This window comes from Agrobacterium leguminum, from assembly GCF_005144435.2.
Lineage (GTDB): Bacteria > Pseudomonadota > Alphaproteobacteria > Rhizobiales > Rhizobiaceae > Agrobacterium > Agrobacterium leguminum.
In genome coordinates, this window is sequence record NZ_CP120216.1 from 162188 (window position 1) to 188180 (window position 25993).

The 25993-nt window shown below is 56.2% G+C and carries 24 protein-coding genes and 2 pseudogenes; 4 read left to right on the plus strand and 22 right to left on the minus strand.

Annotated features, from left to right (window positions below; all coding sequences use genetic code 11):
- Positions 1-117: 117 nt before the first annotated feature.
- From CFBP4996_RS27445 to rpsU, 3 genes are all read right to left on the minus strand, one after another.
- Complete coding sequence (locus CFBP4996_RS27445; RefSeq protein ID WP_080855101.1) at positions 118-513, minus strand: helix-turn-helix domain-containing protein; 396 nt, start codon at positions 511-513, stop codon at positions 118-120.
- The gene (locus tag CFBP4996_RS27450; RefSeq protein ID WP_080855102.1) at positions 513-764 is read right to left on the minus strand and encodes a hypothetical protein; all 252 of its coding nucleotides are present in this window, start codon (positions 762-764) and stop codon (positions 513-515) included. The genes CFBP4996_RS27445 and CFBP4996_RS27450 overlap by 1 nt, the downstream gene beginning before the upstream one ends.
- Before the next feature lie 104 nt (positions 765-868).
- The gene (rpsU, locus tag CFBP4996_RS27455) at positions 869-1099 is read right to left on the minus strand and encodes a 30S ribosomal protein S21 (protein WP_080855103.1); all 231 of its coding nucleotides are present in this window, start codon (positions 1097-1099) and stop codon (positions 869-871) included.
- Between the two features lie 808 nt (positions 1100-1907).
- Here rpsU and CFBP4996_RS27460 point away from each other — a divergent pair.
- Positions 1908-2351: a hypothetical protein gene (locus tag CFBP4996_RS27460; RefSeq protein WP_137396197.1), complete on the plus strand. Its 444-nt coding sequence runs from the start codon at positions 1908-1910 to the stop codon at positions 2349-2351.
- A 186-nt stretch (positions 2352-2537) separates the two neighbouring features.
- Here CFBP4996_RS27460 and CFBP4996_RS27465 read toward each other — a convergent pair whose 3' ends face one another.
- The 6 genes from CFBP4996_RS27465 to CFBP4996_RS27490 form a co-directional block, all read right to left on the minus strand.
- The gene (locus tag CFBP4996_RS27465; protein WP_162936148.1) at positions 2538-2960 is read right to left on the minus strand and encodes a helix-turn-helix domain-containing protein; all 423 of its coding nucleotides are present in this window, start codon (positions 2958-2960) and stop codon (positions 2538-2540) included.
- A gap of 127 nt (positions 2961-3087) precedes the next feature.
- The gene (locus CFBP4996_RS27470; protein WP_233283473.1) at positions 3088-3435 is read right to left on the minus strand and encodes an acyl carrier protein; all 348 of its coding nucleotides are present in this window, start codon (positions 3433-3435) and stop codon (positions 3088-3090) included.
- A 286-nt stretch (positions 3436-3721) separates the two neighbouring features.
- The gene (locus CFBP4996_RS27475) at positions 3722-4159 is read right to left on the minus strand and encodes a TadE/TadG family type IV pilus assembly protein (protein ID WP_080855106.1); all 438 of its coding nucleotides are present in this window, start codon (positions 4157-4159) and stop codon (positions 3722-3724) included.
- Positions 4156-4755, minus strand: coding sequence for a TadE/TadG family type IV pilus assembly protein (locus tag CFBP4996_RS27480; protein WP_080855107.1), 600 nt, complete (start codon positions 4753-4755; stop codon positions 4156-4158). The genes CFBP4996_RS27475 and CFBP4996_RS27480 overlap by 4 nt, the downstream gene beginning before the upstream one ends.
- Positions 4752-6677, minus strand: coding sequence for a pilus assembly protein TadG-related protein (locus CFBP4996_RS27485; protein WP_233283472.1), 1926 nt, complete (start codon positions 6675-6677; stop codon positions 4752-4754). The genes CFBP4996_RS27480 and CFBP4996_RS27485 overlap by 4 nt, the downstream gene beginning before the upstream one ends.
- 56 nt (positions 6678-6733) lie before the next feature.
- Positions 6734-6985 carry a hypothetical protein gene (locus tag CFBP4996_RS27490; protein ID WP_137396196.1) on the minus strand — a complete coding sequence of 84 codons (252 nt, stop codon included), beginning with the start codon at positions 6983-6985 and terminating at the stop codon, positions 6734-6736.
- Between the two features lie 774 nt (positions 6986-7759).
- On the opposite strand from CFBP4996_RS27490, the gene CFBP4996_RS27495 reads away from it, so the two are divergent.
- The 3 genes from CFBP4996_RS27495 (at position 7760) to CFBP4996_RS27505 (ending at position 13022) form a co-directional block, all read left to right on the plus strand.
- Positions 7760-8752: a helix-turn-helix transcriptional regulator gene (locus tag CFBP4996_RS27495; protein ID WP_080855397.1), complete on the plus strand. Its 993-nt coding sequence runs from the start codon at positions 7760-7762 to the stop codon at positions 8750-8752.
- 349 nt (positions 8753-9101) lie between these two features.
- Complete coding sequence (locus CFBP4996_RS27500) at positions 9102-10778, plus strand: globin-coupled sensor protein (RefSeq protein WP_080855109.1); 1677 nt, start codon at positions 9102-9104, stop codon at positions 10776-10778.
- 120 nt (positions 10779-10898) lie between these two features.
- The gene (locus tag CFBP4996_RS27505; RefSeq protein WP_080855398.1) at positions 10899-13022 is read left to right on the plus strand and encodes a bifunctional diguanylate cyclase/phosphodiesterase; all 2124 of its coding nucleotides are present in this window, start codon (positions 10899-10901) and stop codon (positions 13020-13022) included.
- A 336-nt stretch (positions 13023-13358) separates the two neighbouring features.
- Here CFBP4996_RS27505 and CFBP4996_RS27510 read toward each other — a convergent pair.
- From CFBP4996_RS27510 to CFBP4996_RS27570, 13 genes and pseudogenes are all read right to left on the minus strand, one after another.
- Positions 13359-14484, minus strand: a pseudogene (locus CFBP4996_RS27510) (ISNCY family transposase); the annotation flags it as partial.
- Positions 14485-14542: 58 nt separating this feature from the next.
- Positions 14543-15540 (minus strand): annotated as a pseudogene (locus CFBP4996_RS27515) (IS30 family transposase).
- A 252-nt stretch (positions 15541-15792) separates the two neighbouring features.
- The gene (locus tag CFBP4996_RS27520) at positions 15793-17166 is read right to left on the minus strand and encodes an ISNCY family transposase (RefSeq protein WP_080855110.1); all 1374 of its coding nucleotides are present in this window, start codon (positions 17164-17166) and stop codon (positions 15793-15795) included.
- A 561-nt stretch (positions 17167-17727) separates the two neighbouring features.
- Positions 17728-18522: a 2-(1,2-epoxy-1,2-dihydrophenyl)acetyl-CoA isomerase PaaG gene (gene paaG / locus CFBP4996_RS27525; RefSeq protein WP_080855111.1), complete on the minus strand. Its 795-nt coding sequence runs from the start codon at positions 18520-18522 to the stop codon at positions 17728-17730.
- Between the two features lie 108 nt (positions 18523-18630).
- On the minus strand, positions 18631-19239 hold the full coding sequence (locus CFBP4996_RS27530; protein ID WP_080855112.1) for an adenylate kinase: 609 nt from the start codon (positions 19237-19239) through the stop codon (positions 18631-18633).
- A gap of 196 nt (positions 19240-19435) precedes the next feature.
- The gene (locus CFBP4996_RS27535; protein WP_080855113.1) at positions 19436-20422 is read right to left on the minus strand and encodes a branched-chain amino acid ABC transporter permease; all 987 of its coding nucleotides are present in this window, start codon (positions 20420-20422) and stop codon (positions 19436-19438) included.
- The gene (locus tag CFBP4996_RS27540) at positions 20419-21306 is read right to left on the minus strand and encodes a branched-chain amino acid ABC transporter permease (RefSeq protein WP_080855114.1); all 888 of its coding nucleotides are present in this window, start codon (positions 21304-21306) and stop codon (positions 20419-20421) included. The genes CFBP4996_RS27535 and CFBP4996_RS27540 overlap by 4 nt, the downstream gene beginning before the upstream one ends.
- Positions 21307-21315: 9 nt before the next feature.
- The gene (locus tag CFBP4996_RS27545; RefSeq protein ID WP_080855115.1) at positions 21316-22035 is read right to left on the minus strand and encodes an ABC transporter ATP-binding protein; all 720 of its coding nucleotides are present in this window, start codon (positions 22033-22035) and stop codon (positions 21316-21318) included.
- Positions 22028-22813: an ABC transporter ATP-binding protein gene (locus CFBP4996_RS27550; protein WP_080855116.1), complete on the minus strand. Its 786-nt coding sequence runs from the start codon at positions 22811-22813 to the stop codon at positions 22028-22030. The genes CFBP4996_RS27545 and CFBP4996_RS27550 overlap by 8 nt, the downstream gene beginning before the upstream one ends.
- Before the next feature lie 25 nt (positions 22814-22838).
- Positions 22839-23198 carry a hypothetical protein gene (locus tag CFBP4996_RS27555; protein ID WP_080855117.1) on the minus strand — a complete coding sequence of 120 codons (360 nt, stop codon included), beginning with the start codon at positions 23196-23198 and terminating at the stop codon, positions 22839-22841.
- Entirely contained in the window at positions 23191-24306 is a 1116-nt protein-coding gene (locus CFBP4996_RS27560) for a CaiB/BaiF CoA transferase family protein (protein WP_080855118.1), read from the minus strand. The genes CFBP4996_RS27555 and CFBP4996_RS27560 overlap by 8 nt, the downstream gene beginning before the upstream one ends.
- Positions 24294-24623 (minus strand): enoyl-CoA hydratase/isomerase family protein, encoded by a 330-nt coding sequence (locus CFBP4996_RS27565; protein ID WP_162936149.1) that lies wholly within the window; start codon positions 24621-24623, stop codon positions 24294-24296. Before CFBP4996_RS27565 ends, CFBP4996_RS27560 begins: the two co-directional genes overlap by 13 nt.
- Positions 24624-24785: 162 nt before the next feature.
- Positions 24786-25952: an acyl-CoA dehydrogenase family protein gene (locus CFBP4996_RS27570; RefSeq protein WP_080855399.1), complete on the minus strand. Its 1167-nt coding sequence runs from the start codon at positions 25950-25952 to the stop codon at positions 24786-24788.
- Positions 25953-25993: the final 41 nt, after the last annotated feature.

Below are 25993 nucleotides of genomic sequence, written 5' to 3' on the forward strand. Positions count from 1 at the left end.
TCGCTGGAAATGCAGGCACTTGATTAAGTGTCGCCTGAGGCGACTGGCTGAAGTTGGCATTTGCCTGAGGGTCTCTAACCGGCGTTATTTAGAATTTTGAAATGCCATCGTCATCCGTCAGGCGTATCTAGGTTCCAGAGCCGTAAGGTGATAGGGCTCTACGAGGCTATCAGCCGGAATGCCCCACTCCTTGTGCAGCCTGTGGATCATATCGACGGTCAGCGCGCGCTTTTTGTTCAGCACTTCCGATGCACGGGAGCGGGATCCGAACAGCGTCGCGAGATCGCCTTGGCTGCGTCCCGTTAGCTCCATGTGAGCCCTAATAAGTTCAACCGGTTCTGGTGCGTCGATGGGGTAGTGTTTGTCTTCGTATGCTTCGATCAGATCGGAAAGGATATCGAAGCGCATTCCATCGGTGCTGAGAGGTTCGGGAGGGTTATCGAAATACTGGCTGAGCTCTGCAATCGCCCATGCGAGGTCATCATCATTTCTGATGGCGCGAATGTTATCCATTACACGGTCTCCGGGTTGATCTGGTCGAAGTCCTTCAAGAGTTCCGAAACAGGATCGGTCGCGACGCGCTTGCGACGGCGGTCAAGGATGCGTGATTCCGAGACGGGCGAGTAGTCTAGCTCGTAGGTCTGGATGACCACATCGAAAGCAACCTGCTGCCGCTCCAGCGCTACGATCTGCGCACGCATCTCCTCGACCTTCAGGCCGATTTCGGCCCGCTTATTCTTCAACTCCTCTGCAACGAGAACCATCCGCAACCACTCCATAGGATCGTCGCGATCCTACGCGGACGCGGCAGGAGCATACTCCTGCAGACGATCGCGTCTGATTACCTAGCGCGACATCGGGCAGGTGATCATGCGTCCTTTTTCGGCTTTGAAGGAAGAAGTCCGTCGCGCTGCATCTGCTTGCGGGCAAGTTTTCTCTGCCGGCCGACTGCTTCAGCCTTTTCCCGCGCTCTCTTGATGGATGGTTTCTCGAATGCTTCACGGAGACGCATTTCACGGAAAATTCCCTCGCGCTGTAGCTTCTTCTTGAGAATGCGCAGCGCCTGATCGACATTGTTATCGCGGACTAAAACCTGCATATTGCCCTCTCGCGTTTTTTTAGAAAAGTGGTTCGCCACCATACTCGGTTTGGCATCGAATCCAAGATCGATGATCGCTCTGCAATTGGCTTCGACGAAAGAGAAAGGCGCATGTTCAGAACGAACAGGTCCTAAGCTTGTTCATTGGATTTACTTTTGGAATTGCAGCCTGCGCTAGAAATCGCCATACTACTTGAACATGTAGCAGTAGATGGGGTTGAGATGTTATTCAACGTCAACGATCTGGGCGCTGGATACGACAACGTCACCAGTCAATTTGCAATATCAGCAAAAGATCAAACTGTCCTGTTGTTCCGGAGGCTGCTCGGTAACCGAGTACGAGACCCTTGCGAGCTCTGGGAAAGCAAAGTGTTTTCCAATTCATATCGTTCCAGCATATTTGCAAATGGGTGGAAAATTAAACGATATTGCTATCGCGATACCAACCCGACATCCCGTCAGCATATACAGATGCCAGTACTACCTTTTTGACTGCGGCTCTCGGGAAATCAATGCCCGACCTGAAGCGCGTGACCAAAAGTGTTACCCGAATTATGCAATCGTGACGCGCCTCAACGACATCAAAGTGTTGGATAACAGCAAGCGGCAAGACGGGTGTCGATACATATCAAACGTCAACTACGACATTGTTAAGCAGTTTTTATCTTAGGTTTTTCGAAATTCAACCAGACAGCATATCTTTTATTCCATATGCACGGAAATCATCGTCGACTCTTCCCAAGAGGAATATTGCCTCCCCTACCTCTACTCGCCATATTTGGCGCTCGTAGTCCACAATGGTAAGAACATGTCGAATACAATCAGTTTCTCTGGTGCAGGCTCTCACGAACGTGTCGAGGACCGATTCCTGATCAATCACGCGACGGTGGCGCAAGCAGTTTATGCGCCAGACGCCGAGGAGCACCGCAAGATCATTTCACACGGCAACATATGGGCTATAAATGTCGTCAACGCCCAATACGTCGCCGGCGCCTCAGTCCGCACTGGGCAGGTTGCCATCCCGACCACCATGGATACGGGGCGATATATTACTCTTGAAGATGGATACGATCCTGCTCGTGACCTCTACCCTGTCAACGAGAAGAATATGACATCCGGTCAAATCGTTGTTGTCCTCGATCCGGACAACGTTCACCCTTTGGGTAAACTTACAAGGATGCTGGTCGAAGGGGTGGCCTATGTGAACGAAGATGCCTATAACGATATGCTAGCCGCGATCGACAAAGAATAATTTGCGGAAATTAGACCGAGGCGCGCAAAAGGGCTTTTATTCTTGCCAATTAAAATTATGAACTATAACAAACGTCTCGCGGAAAGTGGGGACATTACCCCCGGCAGTTATTATCCCCACTGATCGGTCGCCACTTTCCGCTATTGCCAGCCGTCAAATCCTGACTTTCGAGCAGCAGGTGCGCTTTTATAGCTCGGCAGGCCCCTCGTCTTGATCCGCGGCTATTGCCTTGACCATCTCAACGATACGATGGCGTACTTTCGGGTCTGCAATCTTTACGAATTCCTGATTAAGCCGGAACCCTTCGGGTGAGGACAAGAACGTTTGAAGATCGTCTTGAGGCAAGTCAATAAGAGACGTGTCCTGGCCCGGGCTGTTTTCAAAGAAGAACGAGACGGGGACATTCAGAATATTGGCGATGTTCTGAAGGCGACTGGCCCCTACGCGATTGGTGCCGCGTTCGTATTTCTGTATCTGCTGAAAGGTGATGCCGAGACTGTCACCCAACCGTTCCTGACTCATTCCGCTCATGGTCCGGCGCAACCTGATCCGACAGCCAACATGAACGTCAATCGGATTGGGCCGTTTTTTGCCCGCTTCTGACATCATTTCCCCCTTATTATAATAATATCGTGCAGAAACGGTATGGATCAAACCTCGCTACACTTCAAGATGGTGATGGAGGAGGGGAAGAACTCCGCATGCTCAAGTTTTGTGAAATCTTACGACCGCATCCCTACTTCCCGAAACTGGCGGCCCACATCCTCCGGATTTCCAAGTCCTCACTAGAAACTTGACGGGCTATCCGGGCTACCGTCGTGCAGGCAATGGACCGGGTATCCGTTACCACCATGGCGCATGGGCCTCGACAAAACGCACCAGCGCAGCCGGGGTGCTGATTGTCAGGTTCGAAATGCGTATCATCCAACCCGATGTCGAAACGTTCGCTCAGGAAGGTCATCAGGTCAAGGAATCCTAACGTGTCGATGATGCCGCCTTCGAGCAGTGGTGTTTCGTCGGCGGGCCATTTCATCGAGTGTTGGGAACGGCCCGTATCGCAGGTATGTCCAAGTTCGCTCTGCACTTGCGCAGCATCCCAAAGTTCTGGGACGTGGCACTCCGACAGAGGCTCCAGAGTGACGGAGCCGCCCTGGTGTAAGAGCTTTTGCGGCTGCGATCCGTGGTGACCATCGCCGTTCATCCAACGGAATATCGGTCGGCGAAAACGCTTCTCGGCAGGCGCGAGGGAGGCAACCCGCGACGATCGTAGGTGCATCGGCTCATCCGCTGCAGTGATGCTTTTTGAGTGTACTTTGCTACGGCCAGAACGCAGGAAGGTAACGGGATCAAACGATCTTCAATAGCCAGTTTTAATGATTTGTGTAACAGGCCTCCGCCTGCAATTTGGTGCCACCGGCAAGCGACGTCAAAAGTTTTGGCACGAGGGTGTTGAATTCATGGCTGATCTTCACTTGCGAGAAACCAGCTAAGCCATGGCAGCTTGCGTCGTGATCAAGCGTGATAGAGGCCGTGTCCAGCGCGATGAACCAGCCCGTTGCCGTGGCCTTTGCGAAGGCCGTTGCCTTGGATGCGCTGTAAACGTCACCATCTTCGCATTCCATCTGTGGGATGCCCATACAGCGCGCCGTGGCGATCGCCGTGTCGTGAAGAGCGTGGCTGGTCCAGAACAATCGACCGAACTCGATCATCCCGAATAGCATCAGCAAAAACAGCGGCATGACGAGTGCGAATTCCACCGCACTGGCGCCGGAGTGTGACTGCCAGAGTTTTTGGATGGTGGACTTCATTGTGTTTGGACGATCGCGCTGGCGTAGATGAAACCATCCTTGACGAAGCCGTAGCTGGAGAATAACGGCGTATATGTCCGCTTTGCAGTGACCGTGACATATTTGCCTGCAGGCCCTCCGTCGGGACAGGCATTGCTGCAGGGCCGCTGCGAACCCCAATTGAGCGACGATGCGGTGCCGGTTGGACAATAGCAGGCATTTGCCTGGCTTGCTGCGCCGCCGAGCTTTATCCTGTTTCCGGCGTAACTTGCCTTTGCACCGTTGTTGATGACGATTGAAGCTATCGCTTCACCGGAAGCGTCCTCGCTGGCAATGATTGTGGCGATCTTCGTCGCCAGATCTTCACCGCTTTTGCTGTCGACCTGATCGGCATGAACCATCGCGTAGCTCGCACTGTTCGAGATCGTGGCCTCAAGCTGAAAGCGGGAAAAGATCAGCAATCCCAAATCTGTGCTACCTGCCAGAATGATAACGAGGATCGGCGCAATCAGCGCAAATTCGATAGCGGCATTGCCGTCGCGATCTTTGCAGACGAATTGCTTTAGACGAGCGTACATACTCATAGCTCTTTCCACGTAGATTCGAATGAAGTTCATTGGACCAGCGCCACCTTGCCCGTGCCGCTCGACAGGGTGCATTCCGACATCGCTTGTGAACCGCCCGACAGTGAAATGCTTGCACCGATCAGTTGCAGGCAGCCGGTTGCAGCGTCACCGATCTGGCCGCCGCCGCCGAAGTCGATCAACCCGTTCGGAAAATAGAAAGCCCCGGAGATTTTACCTTTGCCGCCTGAGGTGATTTCCGCGCCGGTTGTGTTCTTGGACGATTGTGGGCCGATCACCGCCAGATTGGCATAGTCACCCGACTGCGGTGAGGTAAGGGTAATCGCGTTGCCGCCGGTCAGGCAAAAGGACTTGCCCTTGCATTCCCAGTCGGAAGGGGTGTCGATACCGGAAATGACGATCGTCACATTCTTGCCGGAAACGGCGACGGTGTCGCTGCAGGCGGATCCTCCGGTATTGACTGAGAAGTACCCGTCAACCGTATAGATGCCGTCACCAAGTCTGGCGCCGCCGGCCAGATTGACGTTGCCGGATATGTCATGTTCAGCGCTGGCGGGAATGGTGATGCAACTGCCACCGCCACCGCCGTTTAGATCGCCGTTGAGGCGGAACACACCCTTGCCGCTACTGGCATCCGCCATCACCGTTATGGAGCCGCCATCGAGTCCAATTGCATTGTCGCCGCTGGATTTCCCGAACGTGTAGCTATTGGACGTGCCGTCGCCGAGTTTGAGTGTCGCGCCAGCGCCAGTATAGAACCCCGCGTCGAAAACAAACGCGCTCGCCCCGCCAATTGTGACTTTCCCGGAGGCGCAGAGGCTATAACGAGCATCACCGCATTTCTCGTCGCCCATTCCGACATGGAAGGAACCGGCTCCGAACACCAGGTCCGCACCATAGACACCCTTTGCCACATTGAAGGTGCCAGCTCCGAATTCCAGCTTTGTACCGAAATCGTTCTGGATTCTTCCCGAGAAGTTATATGTCGTATTTTTGCTGCCAGAGATGTTGAATTTCACCTGGACATTGCCCTTGACCACCAGGGAGCCGATGTTGATCGTGGAGTTCGAACAGGTGATATCCCATCGATCCTTGTAATATTCGTTGAAATTCGTGGGGTCGTACTTGCATCCGATGGATTCGATCGCGGCTGCCGTTGTTTTCGGCGGCTCGTCTCCGAACAACAGGTCGACGCCTTTCTTCTGGACCGAGACGCTTTCTGGCCAAGAGGCCTTGCGATTGACAGCAAAACGTTGGTGGAGCCTGGCCACACCCGCATGGCCCTCAAGAGGATCGCTGATGTACTGGTTCGATACAGGTGCCGGACTGCCATCCGCCTGCACGATATTGCTGGTCCATGGGCAAGGCTGCGAGGAGCCATCAAAATATGTGGCTTCCTTGGTCGTGATCTTGGTTCCGCACGGGGCGACGAGATCGCTGTTGGAGTTTACATAACATTTGCTTGCACCGACCTGGACGCCGCCTGATAGAGTGACACCCGATCCGGACTTGTCGAGAGCGATGATGCAGCCATTCTCCGAAGAGCCGATTGAGGAATAGGCTTCAGCTCCTATATCAAGCTTCGGGCTGACACCAAGGACCGGCACGAGAACGAGCGTGTTCGTCGTGGTGATGGTGACATGCACTGCCTGAACGCGCGCGTCTTTCGGAGACGCTGCGAGCGAAACAGAAACGCTGGCGGCATCCACTCCATTGAGCTGCGCCACGCGATGTGCCGCTGCCTTCATCTTCACTTCCGAATTCGTTTCGTTATAGGCAAGTGCCCCGGCGTAAGACGCGAGGTCGGCGGTGCGCTGGTTCTCGTCCCGTACAAGCAGTCCGTATCCGTATTCGACCGCCAGCGCAGCAAAGCCGATCACGATCGGCAGGCAAAAGGCGGCCATGATCGCGATGCCGCCGTTTCGATCCTTGCCCAGCGCCCTGATCCTGGCCAATGCGATTCTCGTCTTAGAGGTGTTCCTGTAAGAACTGGGTCCGGCAGCGATGCGGATCATAAAAAAGACTGCCCATCGTTTACCGGCACGGCATCGGTCACGAGTGAGAGATTGTGTCCGCCTCGGGCCGCACGCTGAATTTGCGCGTACAGAGCTTCGAGGTAGTTTGTTATGCTGAGCAGTTCTGCATGTGCATGTTCAAACGCATCTCGCGTGTCGTCGTGAGAAGAAATGCCGGCACCATCGGTGACGGCGGATGAATTTTCGGGCATCATTTGGTGAAATGGAGCTTCAATAACTTGTTTCATGAGAAAACTTCTTACTGCCTGCGGGTGTCGCAGTATTTTTTTGACGAGAGGCAGGAAGGCGCATGCGTCCTGTCGATTTGAGGAAGAACCGCGTCAAATCATTTGGGCGGAATATTAGAGGCTCAGCAACTCGATCAGCATAACGGGCCAATTGCGCATTGCCGTGGCCGAGACATCCGTTACAAATCTTAACGGGGTTTTGCCTTTAGGGAGGGTCGAGCATTCGGATGCGCAAAACGGATACTGTATTACAAATACGGATATCTCATCTAGTCGCGCCACTGGTTCAGGAACCTGGAAATGGCGGGTGTGCTTGATTCTGGTTCAAAAGATCAGGCCGCGCGTCGTGATTCGAGAACCGGCTGGCACTGACTCCGCACAACGATTTCTCGGTTGCCACCCTCCGCATATGGACCGGACATAGTCCACGATTTACCCTGAATGCAACTCAGAAAGGCTCTTTTGTGAGGATTCGCGACCGGTCGGGTCATCATGACCGCAGTGACCGGTCGCAGCGTTCGTCCCAGGAAAGGACCACCGCATGCCCGCTGCATCGCGGAGCATAATCATTGTGTCGCAGGGGCCGTAGGGGATCAAGTCGCGAGCTTGCTCTGAAATGTCACACCATTGCCCATCTGTCGCCTGATCGACAGCCAGTTGATGTACGTACCTCGGCATGAATTTTGCTCATTCCACACGAAAATCAACGCCCACAATCGCGGCGGCCGCTTTTTTCATCGTTTGACGTTTATTTCATCAAGGTTGTTCGCCAGCATGCCTCAGAATAAAGCAATGAAGTTTATGCCCCGCTTTCACGGATCGACTTTTGAGGGTATGGTGGAAACCTTGACCGGACAGTTCGGCTCATTCGCAGCTTCACCGATCGGTCCAGCCAAAAGCTTCCAATGGAGTACGGATATCTGGACGAACGGTGCTCTGACCTTGGTTAGCGGCCAGTATCATGATGAATGGCGTGTCCAGGCGGTGCCTCAGACAGCGAAATGGCTATCGATCCTCTCGGTGAATGAGGGCGCCATCGACGTATCGTTGGGTCAACGCACCGTTGGAGGCCGCCCGGAACGGCTGGTCTTGGTCAACAATCACGAAGCCGATCATTTTTCCGTACGAGGAGCGCCGCATATTTCGAACGTGTTACGCTTGGACTGGTCAATTATCGTGCAGGCCGTTTCCTTAATCTTCGAAGTACCTCTGGAGGGCTCACTGGATTTGTCGCCGATGGTAGATTTTTCGACGCCAGAGGGACAACTTCTCGGAAATCTCGTGCAGACGATTATTTCTGGCATGTACAACAACGGACCATTGCTGCAGTCGCCGCTGGCTATGTTGTATCTGAGTCAGACGCTGGCCGACATGGTGGTCCGAACGATCCCGCATCGCTTCTCGCTCCGTCTGGAGAGGCGAACGCATCTGATCGCACCGTGGCATGTGCGCGATGCGATCGATTTCATGCAAGCAAACGTTGCGAAGCCGATCACGGTGTCGGCAGTGTCCGAGGCCGTAGGTGTATCGGTGCGGGCGCTCGAAATCGGCTTTCGCACCTTCAAGGAAACGACCCCTGCCGCTTATCTGCGATCTCTTCGATTGCGAGCCGCCCGAAGCGACTTGCTCGATCCATTGAACCGGCAATCCGTCAGAGCGATCTGTCTGAAGTGGGGTTTCTTCCATTTGGGCCGCTTCTCAGCAGCGTACCGGGCAGCCTATGGCGAGAACCCATCAGATACCAGACAACGATCGATAAACGAATGACCTTGATCCAATACCTGAATCCCACTTGAAACAACACATAGAATTTGAGAGCCCATACGCTGATATTTTGGCACGAGGCGCGAGCGTCAAACAGGCAGAGATCACCAACCTATGCGCATCCAACATTGTTTCCAGTTACTGCGTTGGAAAGCGCGAAATACGAAAAGAATATCCAATTAACGTAGAGTAATCGGACACTGCTGACAAGGTTTACACTTTGTCAATCATACGACCCCCATTCCGGGATTATCCGATGGGGCGCGGTCTGCACCATTTACCGCCATGACGGCAGGCTTCGGAGGCGGCATTCCCGCACCACACCCCTTGCTCCAGTCTCCTAGAGGATGTCATGTCGAATCACTCTTATGCGCATACCAGCCATCATGCTCACCACGGTTCGACCGCTGGCGCAGGAGGAGCCCCATCGAAACGCCAGAACATCGAGCGCCGCCTGGACTTCATGCAGCTCGACGCGCAGGGCAGAGCCAGCATCCGCTCGCTGAAGGCTCTGGTAGAACGCGAACTGCCGCACGGTCTCGACAAATTCTATGCCCAGCTTCGCAATAGCCCGGAGGTCAAGCAGTTCTTTTCCTCTGACGAGCACATCGTCCGGGCGAAGGGCGCGCAACAGGGTCATTGGGTCAACATCTCCGATGGTAATTTCAATGACGACTATGTCGACAAGGTCCGCACTATCGGAACGGTTCACGCGCGGATTGGCTTGGAGCCGCAATGGTACATTGGCGGCTACGCTATCATTCTCGATCATTTGATCAACAGCGCCGTCGAAGAGATGTTTCCCAAGGGCGGGATGTTTTCCAAAAAGACGATGAAGCCAGCGGACTTCGGCAAGGCGCTTGCGAGCTTGGTCAAGGCCGTAATGCTCGACATGGACTTAGCCATTTCTGTTTATATCGACGAAGCGGAAGTTGCCAAGCAGAAAGCCCAGGCGGACGCTGTCGTGAGCGAGCAGAAACTGGTGAGTGGCTGTTTCGGCAAAGCCATGTCCGCTATTGTCGACAAGAATGTCAGCTACCGTATCACCGACGACCTGCCTGCCGCCTATCACCGGCTGCGCGATGATTTCAATCACGCGCTCGATCAACTGACAGGCACGATAAGCCAGATCGACACGGCCGCCTCGCAGATTCATGCGGGATCGCAAGAGATTCGCTCCGCAGCCGACGATCTGTCCAAGCGCACAGAACAGCAGGCAGCCGCGATCGAAGAAACAGCCGCCGCACTTGAACAAATCACCACGACCGTCAAGGACTCCAGTAGGCGCGCCGAAGAAGCTGGCCATCTGGTGGCAAAGGCGCGGGCGGGCGCGGAAAAATCCGGCCAGATCGTGCAACGGGCGGTCATGGCCATGGGAGCGATCGACAGTTCGTCGCGCGAAATCTCCAATATCATTGGTGTTATCGATGAGATTGCTTTCCAGACGAACCTGCTGGCCTTGAATGCCGGTGTCGAGGCTGCCCGCGCCGGTGAGGCTGGCAAGGGCTTTGCGGTCGTCGCGCAGGAGGTTCGCGAGCTTGCCCAGCGTTCCGCCAAGGCGGCAAAGGAGATCAAGGAACTGATCAACACCTCTGGCGAGCAGGTCAAGGCCGGGGTCTCACTGGTCGGAGATACAGGAGAGGCGTTGACGGTTATCGTTGGTGAGGTCAAGGAAATCGATCGACATATCGGCTCGATCGTCGAGGCGGCGCGCGAACAGGCGACGGCTCTTCAGGAGATCAACAATGCCGTCAACGCGATGGACCAGGGCACACAGAAGAATGCCGCTATGGTGGAGGAATCTACCGCCGCAAGCCATGCGCTTGTGCGGGAGGTCGGTAGCATCGCCCAGATGCTGAGCGAGTTCAATATCGGAAAGGTGCAGCGTGCGCATGCGCCGCAACAAGCGGCACGCCAGTCATCACGGCCGCAAAGTTCTCCTGCGCGCGAACTGCACGGTAAACTCGCCAAGGCCTATCCGATGCACGGCAACGCTGCCATCGCTGAGAGTTCATGGGAGGAATTTTGATGCCCAGACCCGTGCTCAAGAGCCACTTGGTATGTGTCGCAAAGCCTGTACGTCCGAACGCAGTACAAGTCGTATAGGCCAGTCTCGCGTGATCTTCATTTCTCCATTCTCGGATTCTTCATGTCGTTCAACAAGCCTCCCAAGCGTGTTCGCGCCCAGACCTATTCCGTCATCGCGGTGACGGTCGCCTTTGTCGCCGTTGCTCTCGTGCTCACCGGCTTTGTGGCGCGTGTCGTTACCACTATGACCCGCTCGGCAAACGAAATTGACGATGCCCGGGCCAGCCATATGACCCAAACAGTTGTCGAAGAAGTATCGGAGCGACTAGCTGCGACGACAACGGACAACGCTGTATGGGACGATGCCTACGCTGCCATTGGTACGCCTGTGGCGGCAGAGTTTGCCTATGAAAATTGGGGAAAAACAAGCGCGAATTATTCGCTCTATGACGGCGCGATTGTCACCGGGCCTGACGGAAGAACGGTATCCGCCTATGCGAAGGGGCAACCATTCCAGCCGGATGTCTATTTCGGAGATGCCTTCGGACGACAAGTCGAGACCGCAGCAGTTCCAACGCAGGGACCGTTGGTCCATTTTTTTAAGACAAGGAATGGTGTTGCACTGGTCGCATCGCAGGCAATCCAGCCCTTCGAAACCAGCGCAGAACTTCCAAAGCTTAGCGTCTTGAGCTTTTTTAAAGAACTTACGCCGGACGTTCTCGATACACTGTCCGACGAGCACGAACTGGACGGTCTACGCCTCCAATCGACACCAGAGCCGGGTCTTCTAAACGCCCCGGTCAAGGACATGGACGGTGTCGCTATTGCCTACATCGTCTGGCCGAGCAGGTTTCCCGGAAACGCTATCTTTGACAAAGTTTATTCTGACGTGGTTACAGCGGCGGGCATCCTCGCCCTGTTTCTGGTGGCCGTCCTTCTTGCGGGCGTGTCCGAGGCGAGACGCCTGCGGCAACTGGTGGAAGCAACTCGTTTCGAAGCAACCCACGATGGACTGAGCGGCCTGCTCAATCGGCATGGGCTGCTCAGTACGCTAGAGAGTATGGACAAGAACGCAGAGGTGTCGCTTTACCTGATCGATCTCGATGGCTTCAAGGCCGTCAATGACGCCTGGGGACACGCGGTTGGGGACGAGTTGATCCGCATGGTCGCTAACGCGCTGCGGTCCTGTCATCCGAAAATGCTGGCGGCGGCGCGGCTCGGTGGCGATGAGTTCGCGCTGGTGCAGGTCGGATCGATCGACCGCCGCAAGATAGAAGAAGGCATCCTCGCAATCTTTGCCGAGCCGTTCAGGATTGACGGACGGACAATTGAAGTCGGGGCAAGTATCGGGGTTGCACCTCGAACTGGGAATGTTGCGCCGTTGGAGCTGCTGCGTAGAGCCGACATGGCGCTCTACCGCGCCAAGGAGAACGGCAAGGGTCATGCTGTCGCGTACGATCTGGAGCTTGATCGAGAACGCCAACGCGTCGCTGATATGGAAGGTGAATTGAGGGAAGCCATAAACAACGGAGGAATCGAGCCAGCTTTCCAGCCCCTCGTTTCCGCATTGACAGGTGCGATCATCGGACTTGAGGCGCTGGCGCGTTGGCGAAGTGCTGCCGGAAACATCAGCCCTGAGGTCTTCATTCCACTCGCAGAAAAGTCCGGTCTCATCGATGCTCTCGGTGTTCACATGTTACGAACCTCGATCCGCCACGCAAAGAGTTGGCCTAACCTGGCCTTGTCGGTCAACGTCTCACCCATCCAGTTGTGCAATCCGGATTTCGCCGCGCAGGTGATCACGGTGCTCCGGGAGGCTGATTTCAACCCTAATCGGCTTACTTTGGAGATAACCGAGGGCGTACTGATGTCCAATCCAGAGCAGGCGCGTCGGTCGATAGACCAACTTCGTCGGGTTGGCATCAAGTTCGCGCTTGACGATTTCGGTTGCGGTTATGCGAGCATCGGCGCACTACGCCAATTCGGCTTCGACCGGATGAAGATCGACCGATCGCTTGTATCGGGCGTTGAGAATAATGCCAACGGGATTGATGTTCTTCGGGCGACGGTGGCCCTGGCAACGGCCCTGGACATCCCCGTTACTGCCGAGGGCATCGAGAACTCGCAGCAGGCCGCAATCTTGCGGGACACTGGCTGTGATCAGTTCCAGGGCTATCTCGTCGGCAAGCCGATGTCCGCCCATGAGATTTCCATGAAGCTGGTTCAGCAGGATTTTGCTGCGTGACTGCGTAGCCGAATATGCGGATGGTGAGGAGATCGATAAATGGGGCTCGGCCACGATGCACGTCGCTGATCTTGCTTCCCATTGCTGACGTTGGACCAGCATCCCAAGAGGCGACGACTGTCGCATCTCTAAAATGCCTGCTGGCTACACGCAATGCGGCGGGGGTTGGAATGTCCGCCGATTTGCAAAGTAGAAATGTCCAGTTCCGCCTTCTGGTCACCGGGAAATGCGACACTTGCTTTCCGATCAGCCCCCGACCGAACCGGCTCTCCGGTTGCAAGGGAAGGGCGGGGGCGGGTGAGAGACACACCCTTTAGGCTTTAGCTTTGAGATTATTCATTCCGCCGCTTGTTGCCTCGACAATGCCTCCTTACGCCGCGCAATCACCGCAGGATCGTTCATGAAATCCGTCGGCCGGCCGGGACCACGAGCCCGTTTGACATAACCACCTTTCGCACTGTTGCTTTTTACCTCTGGTTTTTTCTCCTCGCCCTGGCGTTCCCTGATATACGCCAGGACTTCGCCGAGCCGCTTGTTCTCGGTGATCGCCGCATGCGTCACCCGCTGATCCTTGTCGAACACGGTGTAGGGCAGGCAATACCCTTCCAACGCACCTCCAGCCGACCGTCCGCATAAGCATAGGTCTCGACATAGCGACCCACCGGACCGCGCGTGACGTCGGTTTCGTCCAGCATGATCCGCTGGCGTTCAAACGAGAATGTCAACTACGATCCGACATAACGTTGCTCGCGCTTGCACAGAATCTCGGCCAACCGGTCCGGTGGCAGATTCATCGGCCGATGTAAGTCATTGGAGCGGGCAGGGGCGATCGCAAATCGCGCATTGTAGTCCTCCATGAAGCCGGCAAGAACGCATTGCCAGCCTCCATGGTGTCGATGCCAGAAAGCCTGAGCTCCTTGACCAGCCGGTCCTGAAGCGTTCGGTTCATCCGTTCGACCCGTCCTTTGGCCTGACTCGAATTTGCGCAGAGAATCTCGATATTTAGCTCACAAAGCGCCCGCCCGAACTGCGTCATGCCCTGACCGCCCTTGGCATCCTTCTTCGCCACCCGGAACACTGAATGTTTGTCGGAATAAAAGGCAACCGGTGCGCCGTGGTGTTTGAGATATAGCGCCAGTGCTTCAAAATAGGTGAAAGCGCTTTCCGAGCGCACGAAGCGCAGCTGCATCAACCTGCCGGTCGCATCGTCAACGAAAACCAGCAACGAACACGACGGTCCGCGATCCTCGAACCAGCGATGTTCCGACCCGTCGATCTGCACCAGCTCGCCGTAGGCCTCGCGACGTAATCTCGGTTGATGAAACGTCCGGCCCTGCTTGCGCGACAGCCAGAGGCGGGCATCCGCCATCCAGTTGCGCACCGTCTCGCGTGACACCCGCAAACCATCGCGTTCAGCCAGCTTCTCCGTCGCCAACGTCGGCCGGAAATCCACATAGCGTTCGTTGGACGTCTGGACGTCCTACCCCAAGTGCAACATGCCGGTTTTTGAGGGTAGGGGATCAGGCCTCCTCCTGCAAATGGGCCATGAATGCTTCGGCTGGTGTCAGGTATCCAAGGCACTTTCTGGGTTGGTCGTTGAGGATGCGTGCGACCTGGTTCAAGGTTGCTTGCGACATCTGGCTGAGGTCGGTGTTCGACGGTAAAAAGCGGCGGATGCGCTTGTTGGCGTTTTCGACGGCACCTTTCTGCTAGGGCGCGCTTGGATCACAGAACCAGCTTCGTGCACCGATACCATCTTCCAAAGCCCGGAATGCCGCGAACTCTGTGCCGCGATCAAACGTGAAGCTCTGACGAGCGAAGGCGGGCAGGCGGGAGAATGCTTGCACGATCTTGTCCATGATCGGTCGCGAATGCCGGCTCGGGTTTTTGATCAGCACCGTGTAGCGGCTTTTGCGTTCGATGAGGGACGTCACATTGGCATGGCCAAACGGTCGTTCGAAGATGATAAGGTCACCCTCCCAGTGCCCAAACCGCGATCTGTTTCCAATGAAATCAGGCCTTTGCGATATGCGATGGCTGGCCGGGAATGCACCGTCGCGAGGCTTTCTTGACCGCAGTGGCCGGCGTTTGCGGCGCGCTTCCGGTAGAGATAGAGACCGAGCTGATAATCTTCCTTGCTGTAGATGAACCGGTAAATGGTCTCGGCGCAGACACGGACAAGGCTCAATCGCTCCGATACCAGGCGCCCGGCGATCTGTTCGGGTGACCAGCGTGCCTCCAACTGACGAATGACTTCGGCACGAAGATCTGTATAGCGCCGAAGCTTGCGCAAACGTCGTCGCCGCTCGCGCCTCAGTTCATCGGCGATCGTACCAAAATACCCAGTATACTCGGGCAGCTCGTTGTCATGGAAGGTGTTGCGGCGGATTTCTCGATAGATGGTCGACCTGTGGCGTCCCAGCCGCCGTGCCATTTCGTTGATCGTGACTTTCTGATCAACGAGCCGGTGAAGGAGGCGGCGATCGGCGAGGGTCATTTGCGTATAGCATCCGGACATGCGAAAATCTCCAAAGTGAAGCCATTGAAATTATTGGCATGTCGCACTTGGAAATAGAATGTACCCGGCTACAATTTTTGTGGCGGATGAGTTGGAATGTCCTCCGTCTGGCAAAGTAGAAATGTCCGCTTGGCCGCCAGGCGGCACGACGATCAGCCCCGATCTGAGCGGCTGATCCCGCTTGCAAGATCAGATCGGGGCGGGTGGAACACACCCCTTCGGCTTTAGCTTTGAGACTATGTGGTCGATGCGCTACTCCGCAGCCTGCTGCCGCGACAGCGCCTTCTTTCGCCGAGCGATCACCGCCGGATCATTCACAAAATCCGTGCGCGGACCCGGCCTGCGACCCCGCGATTTGTAGCCAATCTTCTCGCTGTTGGTCTTCACCTTCGGCTTCGTCCGCTGATCCTGGCGCTCCTTGATATAGGCCAGGACATCGCTCAATCGCTTGTTCTCGGTGATCGCCGCATGCGTCACCCGCTGGTCCTTGTCGAACACCCTGTAGGGCAGGGAACACCCCTTCCAGCGCACGTCCAGACGACCATCCGCATACGCGTAGGTCTCGACGTAACGGCCGGCCAAACTACGCGTCACCTCGGTCTCCTCCAGCATGATCCGCTTGCGTTCATACGAAAACGTCAGCTGCGATCCGACATAGCGCTGCTCGCGCTTGCACAGGATCTCTTGCAATCGGTCCGGCGCCAGATTCATCGGCCGGTGCAGGTCTTCCGACCGGGCAGGGACGATTGCGAAGCGTTGGTTATAGTGCTCCATGAAGCCCGGCAAAAACGCATTGCCGGTCTCCATATCGCGGATGCCCGCCAGCCGTAATTCCTTGACCAGCCGATCCTGCAGCGTCCGGTTCATCCGCTCGACACGGCCCTTGGCCTGGCTAGAATTTGCGCAGAGAATCTCGATGTTTAGCTCGCAAAGCGCACGCCCGAACTGGGTCATGCCCTGACCGCCTTTGGCATCCTTCTTCGCCACCCGGAACACGGAGTGCTTGTCCGAGTAGAAGGCAACCGGTGCGCCATGACGCTTGAGATACAGCTCCAATGCCTCGAAGTAGGTGAAGGCGCTTTCCGAACGCACGAAGCGCAATTGCATCAATTTGCCCGTCGCATCGTCGACGAACACCAGCAGTGAGCACGGGTCACCACGATCCTCAAACCAGCGATGCTCCGACCCATCGATCTGCACCAACTCACCATAGGCTTCACGCCGCAATCGCGGCTGATGAAACGTCCGACGCTGCTCGCGCGACAGCCAAAGACCAGCATCCACCATCCAGCTTCGCAATGTCTCGCGCGACACACGCAATCCATCGCGCTCGGCAAGCTTCTCGGCCGCCAGCGTCGGACCGAAATCCACATAGCGCTCGCGAACCAGCGTCACCGCGTAATCGCGAACGCCATCGCTGATCCGATTGTTCGACGGTCGGCCGATCGCCTTATGCCGGATCGACGCCGCACCGCCAGTGCTGATCCGGTCCAGCAGCCGACGCACCTGGCGTGTGCTCAGATCAAGCACATGCGCCGCCGACACCAGCGTCATGCGTCCCGCCATCACCTTCGACAAAACCTCGATCCGCTGCAGGTCACGCTCGCTCATCGCAATCAATCCCATCCGCAATCTCCCAGGTCATCAAACCCGGGGAGAGTGACATTCCAACTTTGCAGAAACAGGACACTTTAACTTTGCGGCTACACAGACAGATCGCGTAATCTATCTTATGGAACTCGAAGCAGTCATCGGTTCCGAACGCCGTCGGGATGCACAAAACACGAGGATGCGGAGACATCCAGATTCAGGTATCGGCCAAGGCCCAGCAACAACGCGTCCACAGGTTGAAGATAAGCTGGGGGCATTGAGTCCAAATGGCTTGCCATAACGGACTAACGTGTCCATGCGACAACTACCCCTGACAACGTTCCACCTTAATTGGAAGAACGACGTACGTTTCTAATCGTTGCGGCAGCATTACGTGGCTTCCATTTGCAGGTAACAAAATTTCGAACCCATATCGATTGGTTCGGTCGGAACTCGGCCCGCACAATCACTGCGGGCCTCTTGTTCCACGTGTCCCTAGACCGGAGCCGTGCCACTCCAGATCTCTGAATGAATTTTTCACTGCCCCCATCTTGAGATCGATTCAATGACTAATTTTGATCTTGGCCGGACTTGGGGCTAGACGGAGGACCCCGAGAAATGGGGCTCGCGCTTTTCGAAAAACGCGTGCAAGCCCTCTGCGAAATCACTTGTCTGCGCTGCTTTGCGCTGCAGATCCCGCTCAAGGTTCAACTGCGCGGCTAGATTATTCGTTGGCGATGCGGCAAGGGCCTGCTTTAGCAGACCAAACGTTTCCGTCGGCTGCTTTGCAAGATATTCCGCAAGTGCGGCCGCTTCCGACATGAGGTCCGCATCTGGAACGGACCGCCAGATCATCCCCCAGCTCTCCGCTTGTTGCGCCTCGACCGGAGTGGCAAGTAAAGCAAGAGCGCGGGCGCGCGCATCGCCGATGAGACGCGGGAGAAACCACGTACCCCCGCAATCTGGGATCAGCGCGATCTTGGCGAAGGCTTGGATAAACTTCGCGGATTGCGCGGCCAGCACGATGTCGCCGGCGAGCGCGACATTCGCCCCGCCCCCTGCCGCGACGCCATTTACGGCGCAAATGACCGGCTTCGGCATCGAGCGAAGAAGCACAACCAGCGGATTGTAGAGCTTCTCCATGATGTCCGCGAGGTCAAGCGTCGATCCGTTCGGCCCAGGTGCGCAGTCTGCGAGGTCCTGGCCGGCACAAAAACCTCGCCCTGCCCCTGTGATTAAGACAGCGCGGCATGACGGGTCGGCAGCCAACCCTTCAAGCGTGCCGGTCAATTGTTTGAGCATTTGTTCGTTGAGGGCGTTGAGGCGGTCGGGCCGATTGAGTGTGACCTGACTCCAGTGCCCGTGGTTTTTCAATACGACCAATTCTGTCATGATGTTCTCCAATCCTTTACTATTTTCAGTCCCGCTGAACAAAGAGGCTCCCACGATCGCTTCCTCGTCAGTCGTTACGTCAACGGCGGTGATGCTGGCACCGACGCCCTACGCTGACGGAAGCCCACCTGAAACGACGGACTCGATCGCAAGCGTGAGCTTCGACGTCACAGTCTCCACATCCGCCAGTCCATCAATCTCCACTAATTTTCCTTGGCTGCGATAAAACTCCGACAAGGGCGCGGCGTGCGTCAGATAGGCGTCGACCCGCTTTCGCAGCACATCTTCATTGTCGTCGGAACGGATTTCGTGTCTTGCGGCAGCGGCATCGCTAGCCCTCTTCGCGATGCGTTGCTGAAGGTGTTCGATATCGACTACGAGCTCCAAAGCGACATCCACTTTCAGACCTCTTCCCTTGAGGATACTGTCGAGTGCTTGAGCCTGCTCGATTGTCCGGGGAAAACCGTCGAGGATAAAGCCGGCTTGGACATCGGGCTTTGCGACCCTCTCCTTGACGCAGCCATTGATGGTGGCATCGTCGACCAAAGCGCCGCTATCGACGGCAGCCTTTGCCTGAAGACCGAGAGGCGTGGCATCGCGTATCGCGGCGCGCAGGATATCACCGGTCGAGAGGTGGGGAATTCCGAAGGAGAGTGCCAGCCGGGACGACTGTGTTCCCTTGCCAGCACCCGGTGGTCCAAGCATCACGATATACATCCTGATCTCCAATTAATTTCTACGAAAATTCCAATCTTAAAGCGTGTGAGCGGACAACTCTTCCAGATATGACGAACGCGCGTCGTTCGCTTGCAGATTGGGGAAGGCGCTCCCTTTGGCAGAGCAAAAATTGAGTCCGCACTAGGAGTTCGCGTCCTTTCCTCGATGCCCAGACTTTCAAATCATCCCTTTCGGCTCATCCACGGGCCTCCGGAACCGGATCCGTCGGCAATATCTTCTTGACCGCGCCCACGATGCCTTCGCGGAACATCAAAACACAAATGATGAACGTTGCCCCCTGAATAGCCATGACCCATGAACCGCTTTCGGCCAGATAGGTCTGAAGGGCGACAAGAACAAACGCCCCCACAACCGGGCCGAAGGTAGTGCCGAGCCCACCAATCAGCGTCATCAGGACAACCTCGCCGGACATCGTCCAGTGGACGTCGGTCAGCGATGCGAGCTGGAATACGAGTGCCTTTGTCGCACCTGCGAGGCCGGCAATGGCAGATGAAAGTACGAAAGCGAGATGCTTGTAGCGATTGGCGTCGTAGCCGAGCGAGATTGCGCGGTTCTCGTTATCGCGAATGGCCTTCAGCGTCTGGCCGAACGGCGACTGGACCGCCCGATGAAGGATTGCAATCCCGATAAGGAACACAACCACCACGAAGGCATACATTGCCAGCGTGTTGTTGAGATCGATGACGCCGAAGAGAAACCCTCGTGGAATTCCCTGCATACCGTTTTCTCCGCCGGTGACCGGGGCCTGCACGGCGAAGAAGTAGACCATCTGGGCCAGAGCCAGCGTCACCATAGCGAAGTAGATTCCATGGCGACGGATGGCGATTGCGCCGATCACGAAACCAAGAAGGGCAGCGCCGGCGGTTCCGACGAGAATGCTTAATTCCGGCGTCAGTCCCAGATCTCGCGCCGCATAGCCACAGACATAAGCGGCCGACCCGAAAAAGGCTGCGTGCCCGAAAGACAGAAGGCCTCCATAGCCGATCAGCAGATTGAAAGCACAGGCAAATAGCGCAAAGCACAGGGCTTTCATCAGAAAGACCGGATAGACGACGTAGGGGGCTGCGACGAGAATGATTGCGGCCACGATGAAGACCGCGAGCTTTCGCAGGAAAGCACCGTTTGGCTGCTGCGGAAGAACGACTGTTTTTGCTGTATTCATGTGGCCCTCCCGAACAGACCAGTGGGTTTCACGAGTAGCACGATGGCCATGACAACGAAGATGACAGTGTTTGATGCTTCCGGATAAAGAACCTTGGTCAATCCCTCGATGAGGCCGAGGCCAAAGCCGGAAACGATGGCGCCGAGGATCGATCCCATGCCCCCGATGACGACCACAGCGAATACTGTGATGATAACGTTCGAACCCATGACTGGACTAACCTGATAGATTGGTGCTGCCATTACGCCGGCGAGCGCCGCTAGTCCCACGCCAAACGCGTAGGTAAGCGTGATCATCAGCGGCACGTTGATGCCGAAGGCCTGCACGAGTTTCGGGTTTTCCGTCGCTGCGCGCAAATAGGATCCGAGGCGGGTCTTTTCGATCAGGAACCAGGTGGCGATGCAGACCGCAAGAGATGAGATCAGCACCCAGGCCCGATAGTTCGGGAGAAAGATGAAGCCGAGGTTCTGCACGCCTTGGAGTTGCGTCGGAATAGGGTAGGCCAGACCTGAGACACCGAACTGGTTGCGGAAAACACCTTCGATCAGCAGGGCCGTTCCGAAGGTCAAGAGCAGGCCGTAAATGTGATCGAGGTTGTAGATACGGCGAAGCATAAAGCGCTCCATAGCGACGGCGATGACGCCGACGATAAAGGGAGCGAGAATGAGCGCCCCCCAATAGGTCACGCCCAAATAGTTCAGCAGCAACCACGCGGCGAAAGCACCGAGCATGTAGAGTGCCCCGTGCGCAAAATTAATGATGTTGAGCAGACCGAAAATGATCGCCAGACCAAGGCTCAAAAGCGCATAAAATGCGCCATTGATAAGCCCGATCAGGACTTGACCAAAGAGTGCCTGCAAAGGAATACCTAGAATAGTCGTCATCGTGGCCTCCTACACGCCGAGGAACGAGTGCAGGCGTTCCGCCACGCCCGGATCGTTGAGATCTTCCTTCGACACCATGTCGACCACACGGCCGTTCTCAATGACATAGTGCCGGTCGGCTATCCGGCTGGCGAAGGGAAAGTTCTGTTCGACTAAGAGGATCGTGAAGCCACGTTCCTTCAAAAGCCCGATTGCGATGCCGATCTGCTCAATGATAACCGGGGCCAGTCCCTCAGTGACTTCATCAAGGAGAAGGAAATCGGCGCCCGTTCGCAGGATTCGCGCCATCGCGAGCATCTGCTGCTCCCCGCCGGAAAGTTTCGTGCCCTGGCTGCCAGCACGTTCCCGCAGATTGGGAAAAAGTGTGTAGATTTCCTCCACGGTCATGCCGCCTGACTTGATTGGCGGGGGTAGAAGCAGGTTTTCTGTAACGTTGAGGCTGGAGAAAATGCCCCGCTCTTCCGGCACGTAACCGATCCCGAGACGGGCGATCCTGTGAGGAGCAAGCCGGGACAGATCGGCACCATCGAAGCGGATGTCGCCTCGTCGTTCGACCAGTCCCATGATAGCCCGCAAAGTCGTGGTCTTTCCCGCGCCATTGCGTCCAAGGAGCGTGACGAGTTCGCCGCGCTCAACGTTCAGATCGATGCCATGCAGCACATGACTGTCACTATAGAAGGCATTCAACCCCTCGACGCGAAGGCGTTTTTCGCGATACGTATCAAGCATGGACGCCTCCAATATAGGCTTCGCGGACGGCAGGGTTCCGAGAAACGGAATCATAGTCGCCCTCAGCCAGAATACTGCCTCGTGTCAGGACGGTGATGGTGTCCGACAGATCAGAAACGACGTCCAGGTTATGCTCGACCATCAGCACGCTACGTCCGTCGGAGACGCGGCGGATGAGTTCAGCGACGCGGTCGATGTCCTCGTGGCCAAGGCCCGCCATCGGCTCATCGAGGAGCAGCAACTCCGGATCCAGCGCAAGGGTCGTGGCCAGTTCCAGCACCCGCTTGCGCCCATAGGAAAGATCGCCCGCCGGGACATCTCGGTAAGCCTCCAGCCCGACCCATTCGATAAGCTCGTCTGCTCGCGCGTGAAGAGGATAGAGTGAACGCTTCGCTTTCCAGAAATGAAACGACGTTCCGAGCTTCCGCTGAAGCGCGACGCGGACATTCTCGATCACCGTCAGGTGGGAAAAGATTGAGGAGATCTGGAAAGATCTGACCATGCCCAGCCGCGCCATTGCCGCGGGACCTGTCCGGGTGACATCTTGCCCATTGAAAACGATCGAGCCCGCCGTTGGCGTCAAGAATTTGGTCAGTAGGTTGAAGCATGTCGTTTTGCCGGCCCCGTTTGGCCCGATCAGCGCATGTATGGTGTGGCGCCTCACGTTCAGATCGACGTCACGCACCGCAACGAAGCCGCGGAACTCCATCGTCAGCCCGCGTGTCTCCAGAATATAATCATTTGCTCCCGGCCTTACACCGGCATCGTTTCTCTCCATGGTCCTCCCCCGAGAGTTGGTGTCATCACACCTGCTTGATGATCGTCGCAATCCACTGCCCGGCGCCGGCGCCCCTCGTAGGGAGCGCGTGGCGCCTGCCCGTCTCTTCAAGCAGGTGTTGTGCAGCAGTGATCGGCTTCGTGCCGGATATGTCAAAAGGATGCTCCAAGGTGATTGCGCCTCCGCAAGCGACAAGCTTCATCCCAACGGTCAACGTTGCCGACGGAATATTTTGGCCTCGTCCAGCGACGAGCACGTTACCAATGTCCACGCCTGCGGTGTCGCCATCGACTATGAAGTCGTTGTCGACCGATACAAGATTGGGAAGCTCGTCGATCGTCGTAGCGTAGAGAGACCCGAGGTCCCGGACATGGTAGCTACCCATGGCTACTCCTTTCACCAATCGCTCCTAGACGCGGTGCTGATGTCCGTTCAGGCTTCGATCGGAAGATTGGAGCGACAACTACAGGCAACGCGGGTAGCTCGACTGCACCAGTTTCAAGTTTTTCGCAGAAAAGCCCGCGTGCCGCCACATGACGATCGGCGACGGCCTCTTCGAGTGTGGAAACAATCGAGCAGCAAACATCCCGTCCGTCAAAGGCCGATGACCATTCCGCGGCTGTCTTCTTGCCGATGCACTCTGCGATCGCTTCGATCGTCAGGCGAACCGGCGCATCGGGGCCGCGGAACTCCGCCGGCAGACCGATAACCTCGACAAATTCTGCCCAGAATTTATCCTCAATGGGTGCGATGGCCAAAAACCTGTCATCGGCCGTTCGAAATATCTGATAGCGCGGCGAGCCACCGGTCGTCAGGTCGTCGCCAGGAAGAGGCCACCCACGCCCGGAGAAACCGGAACTTAGCCCCCAGGACACATAACCGAACAGGTTGTCCGACATTGCAACGTCGATGTGCGATCCGCAGCCAGTTGTTCCGCGCTGACGCAGCGCGAGCAGGATGTTGATGACCGCTGGAAGTGTCCCACCAGCGATATCGCCAGCAAGGAAAGCCGGTAGAACCGGCGCGCCATTGTTGTCACGCGACAAGCCGAGCAGTCCCGCTTCGGCTTGAAAATTCAAATCATGGCCCGCTTTGTTTGCTTTCGGGCCTGTTTGGCCCCAGCCGGTGATCGAACAATAGATCAGCCGTGGATTACGCTTTGCCAATGTCTCGTATCCAAGTCCGAGACGCTCCATGACCCCCGGCCGGAACTGTTCGATCAGCACGTCCGCCTTTTCAATCAACGGCCACAGTTCCTCCACGCTGTCCGGGGATTTCAAATCGACCACTATCGATTGTTTGCCACGATTGAGCATAGCGAATTGCACGCTTTCACCGTCGACCACCGGTTCGTAGAAACGCATCGCGTCGCCAACATTCGGGCGCTCGATCTTGATGACCCTCGCGCCAGCCTCGGCCAAAATTAGGCTCGCAAGTGGCCCTGGGAGGAGCGTCGAAAAATCGACTATGAGGAGGTCTTTTAGCGGAGGCATGGGCAGGCCCTCATCCACGGTCGCTGTTCACGTATCGACAAAGTCTGGCGTTCGTTTTTGCTGAAAGCAGTAATGCCTTCCTGTGCGTCCTTTGGCTGGAAGGCGATGGTCGAGATTTCGGCTTCGATCTTCAACCTGTCCTGCAGTGTGGTCGACAGAGCACGCCGGACAGCGTCCTGCGCGTAGCCGAGGGCAACCAGGCTGAATTCGGAAAACTGACGGGCAAAGGGGAACGCGATCTTGTTCACTTCGGTGACAGTGCGGTGGACGAAACCGATCGCCAGCGCTTCTTCCGTACGAACGGTCCGGCCGGTCATGATCATCTCAAGCGCCCTCGCCTTCGCCCGGCAGGCGCTGTGTGCCGCCAAAGCCTGGCGCAAACTCTTCCTGCTGTGTCAATTCAACAGCCATGGGATCCTCGCTATGCTATACTTCAATCTGCGGTCTTCAGACGTTCGCACAATGACGATCGATTTCACCTAGCGCGCAATGAGATCGCGGCTGATGACTTGTCTCTGAATTTGGTTTGTGCCTTCCCATATCTGGGTGACCTTCGCTTCGCGCATCAGCCGTTCGACGCGATTGCCGCGCACATAGCCATGTCCTCCAAACACCTGGACGGCATCCGTCGTCATCCGCATGGCAAGGTCCGACGCCTTCACTTTGATGGTCGAGGCCTCGACACTGATGTCCTCTACACCTTCATCCACGAGGCGTCCGACATGATCAAGGAGAGCCCGGGTGGCAAGAAGCTCGATGGCGAGATCGGCCAGCATGAATGCGATCGCCTGGTGACCGATAATCTTCTTGCCGCCTTGCTGGCGCTCGTTTGCGTAAGAGACTGCGTCGTTAAACGCGGCCGAAGCGATCCCCAATGCCTGTGCCGCAACGCTCGGCCGGGACTTGTTGAGGACGTTCAGCATGATTTTCATACCATCCCCCGGATTGCCGAGAAGATTGGCACGCGGGATGCGGCAATTGTTGAATAAGAGCTCGGCCGTGGACGATGCGTTGGCACCCATTTTCGACTCGAGCCGAACAACCTCGAAACCGGCAGTACCCTTTTCCACGATGACAGCGGAGACACCCTTCGATGAATCCTCGAGCTCGCTCCACTTCCCGAACAGCAACAGCACGTCTGCTACATCACCGGTGGTAATGAAGATCTTGCCACCGTTGATGACGATGTCGTCGCCATCAGGTGTAAACTTGGTTCGAATGTTCGAGCCGTCCGAACCCGCTTGCGGCTCGGTGATCGCCATTGCGCCGAGACCGCCTTCCGCGATTATCGGCAGAAGCCGCTGTTTCTGCTCCTCAGTGCCGAACGCGAGGATCGGTTTGACCACCGCGCCGGTGGTTCCAAAGATAATACCGGTCGATGCGCATGCTTCGGAGATGATGCGGACGATCTCGAGGAAACAGCGATAGCTTATGGGCGCCCCACCATATTCCTCGGGAACGAAGACGCCGTTCAAGCCCATTTCTTTGAAAGCTTTGAAATTGGTCCAGGGAAATTCCTTGCGCTCATCGAATCCATCGGCATTCGGAGCGATCACCTCCACCGCAATCCGGGACACCTGCTCGATAATCATGGCTTCTTCTTCGGACCATGAACGCGACTGCTCAAAATGCGCAAACAACTTCATAACGTAGGGATCCATCTCAATTTTTGGAGGCGGGCTTACTG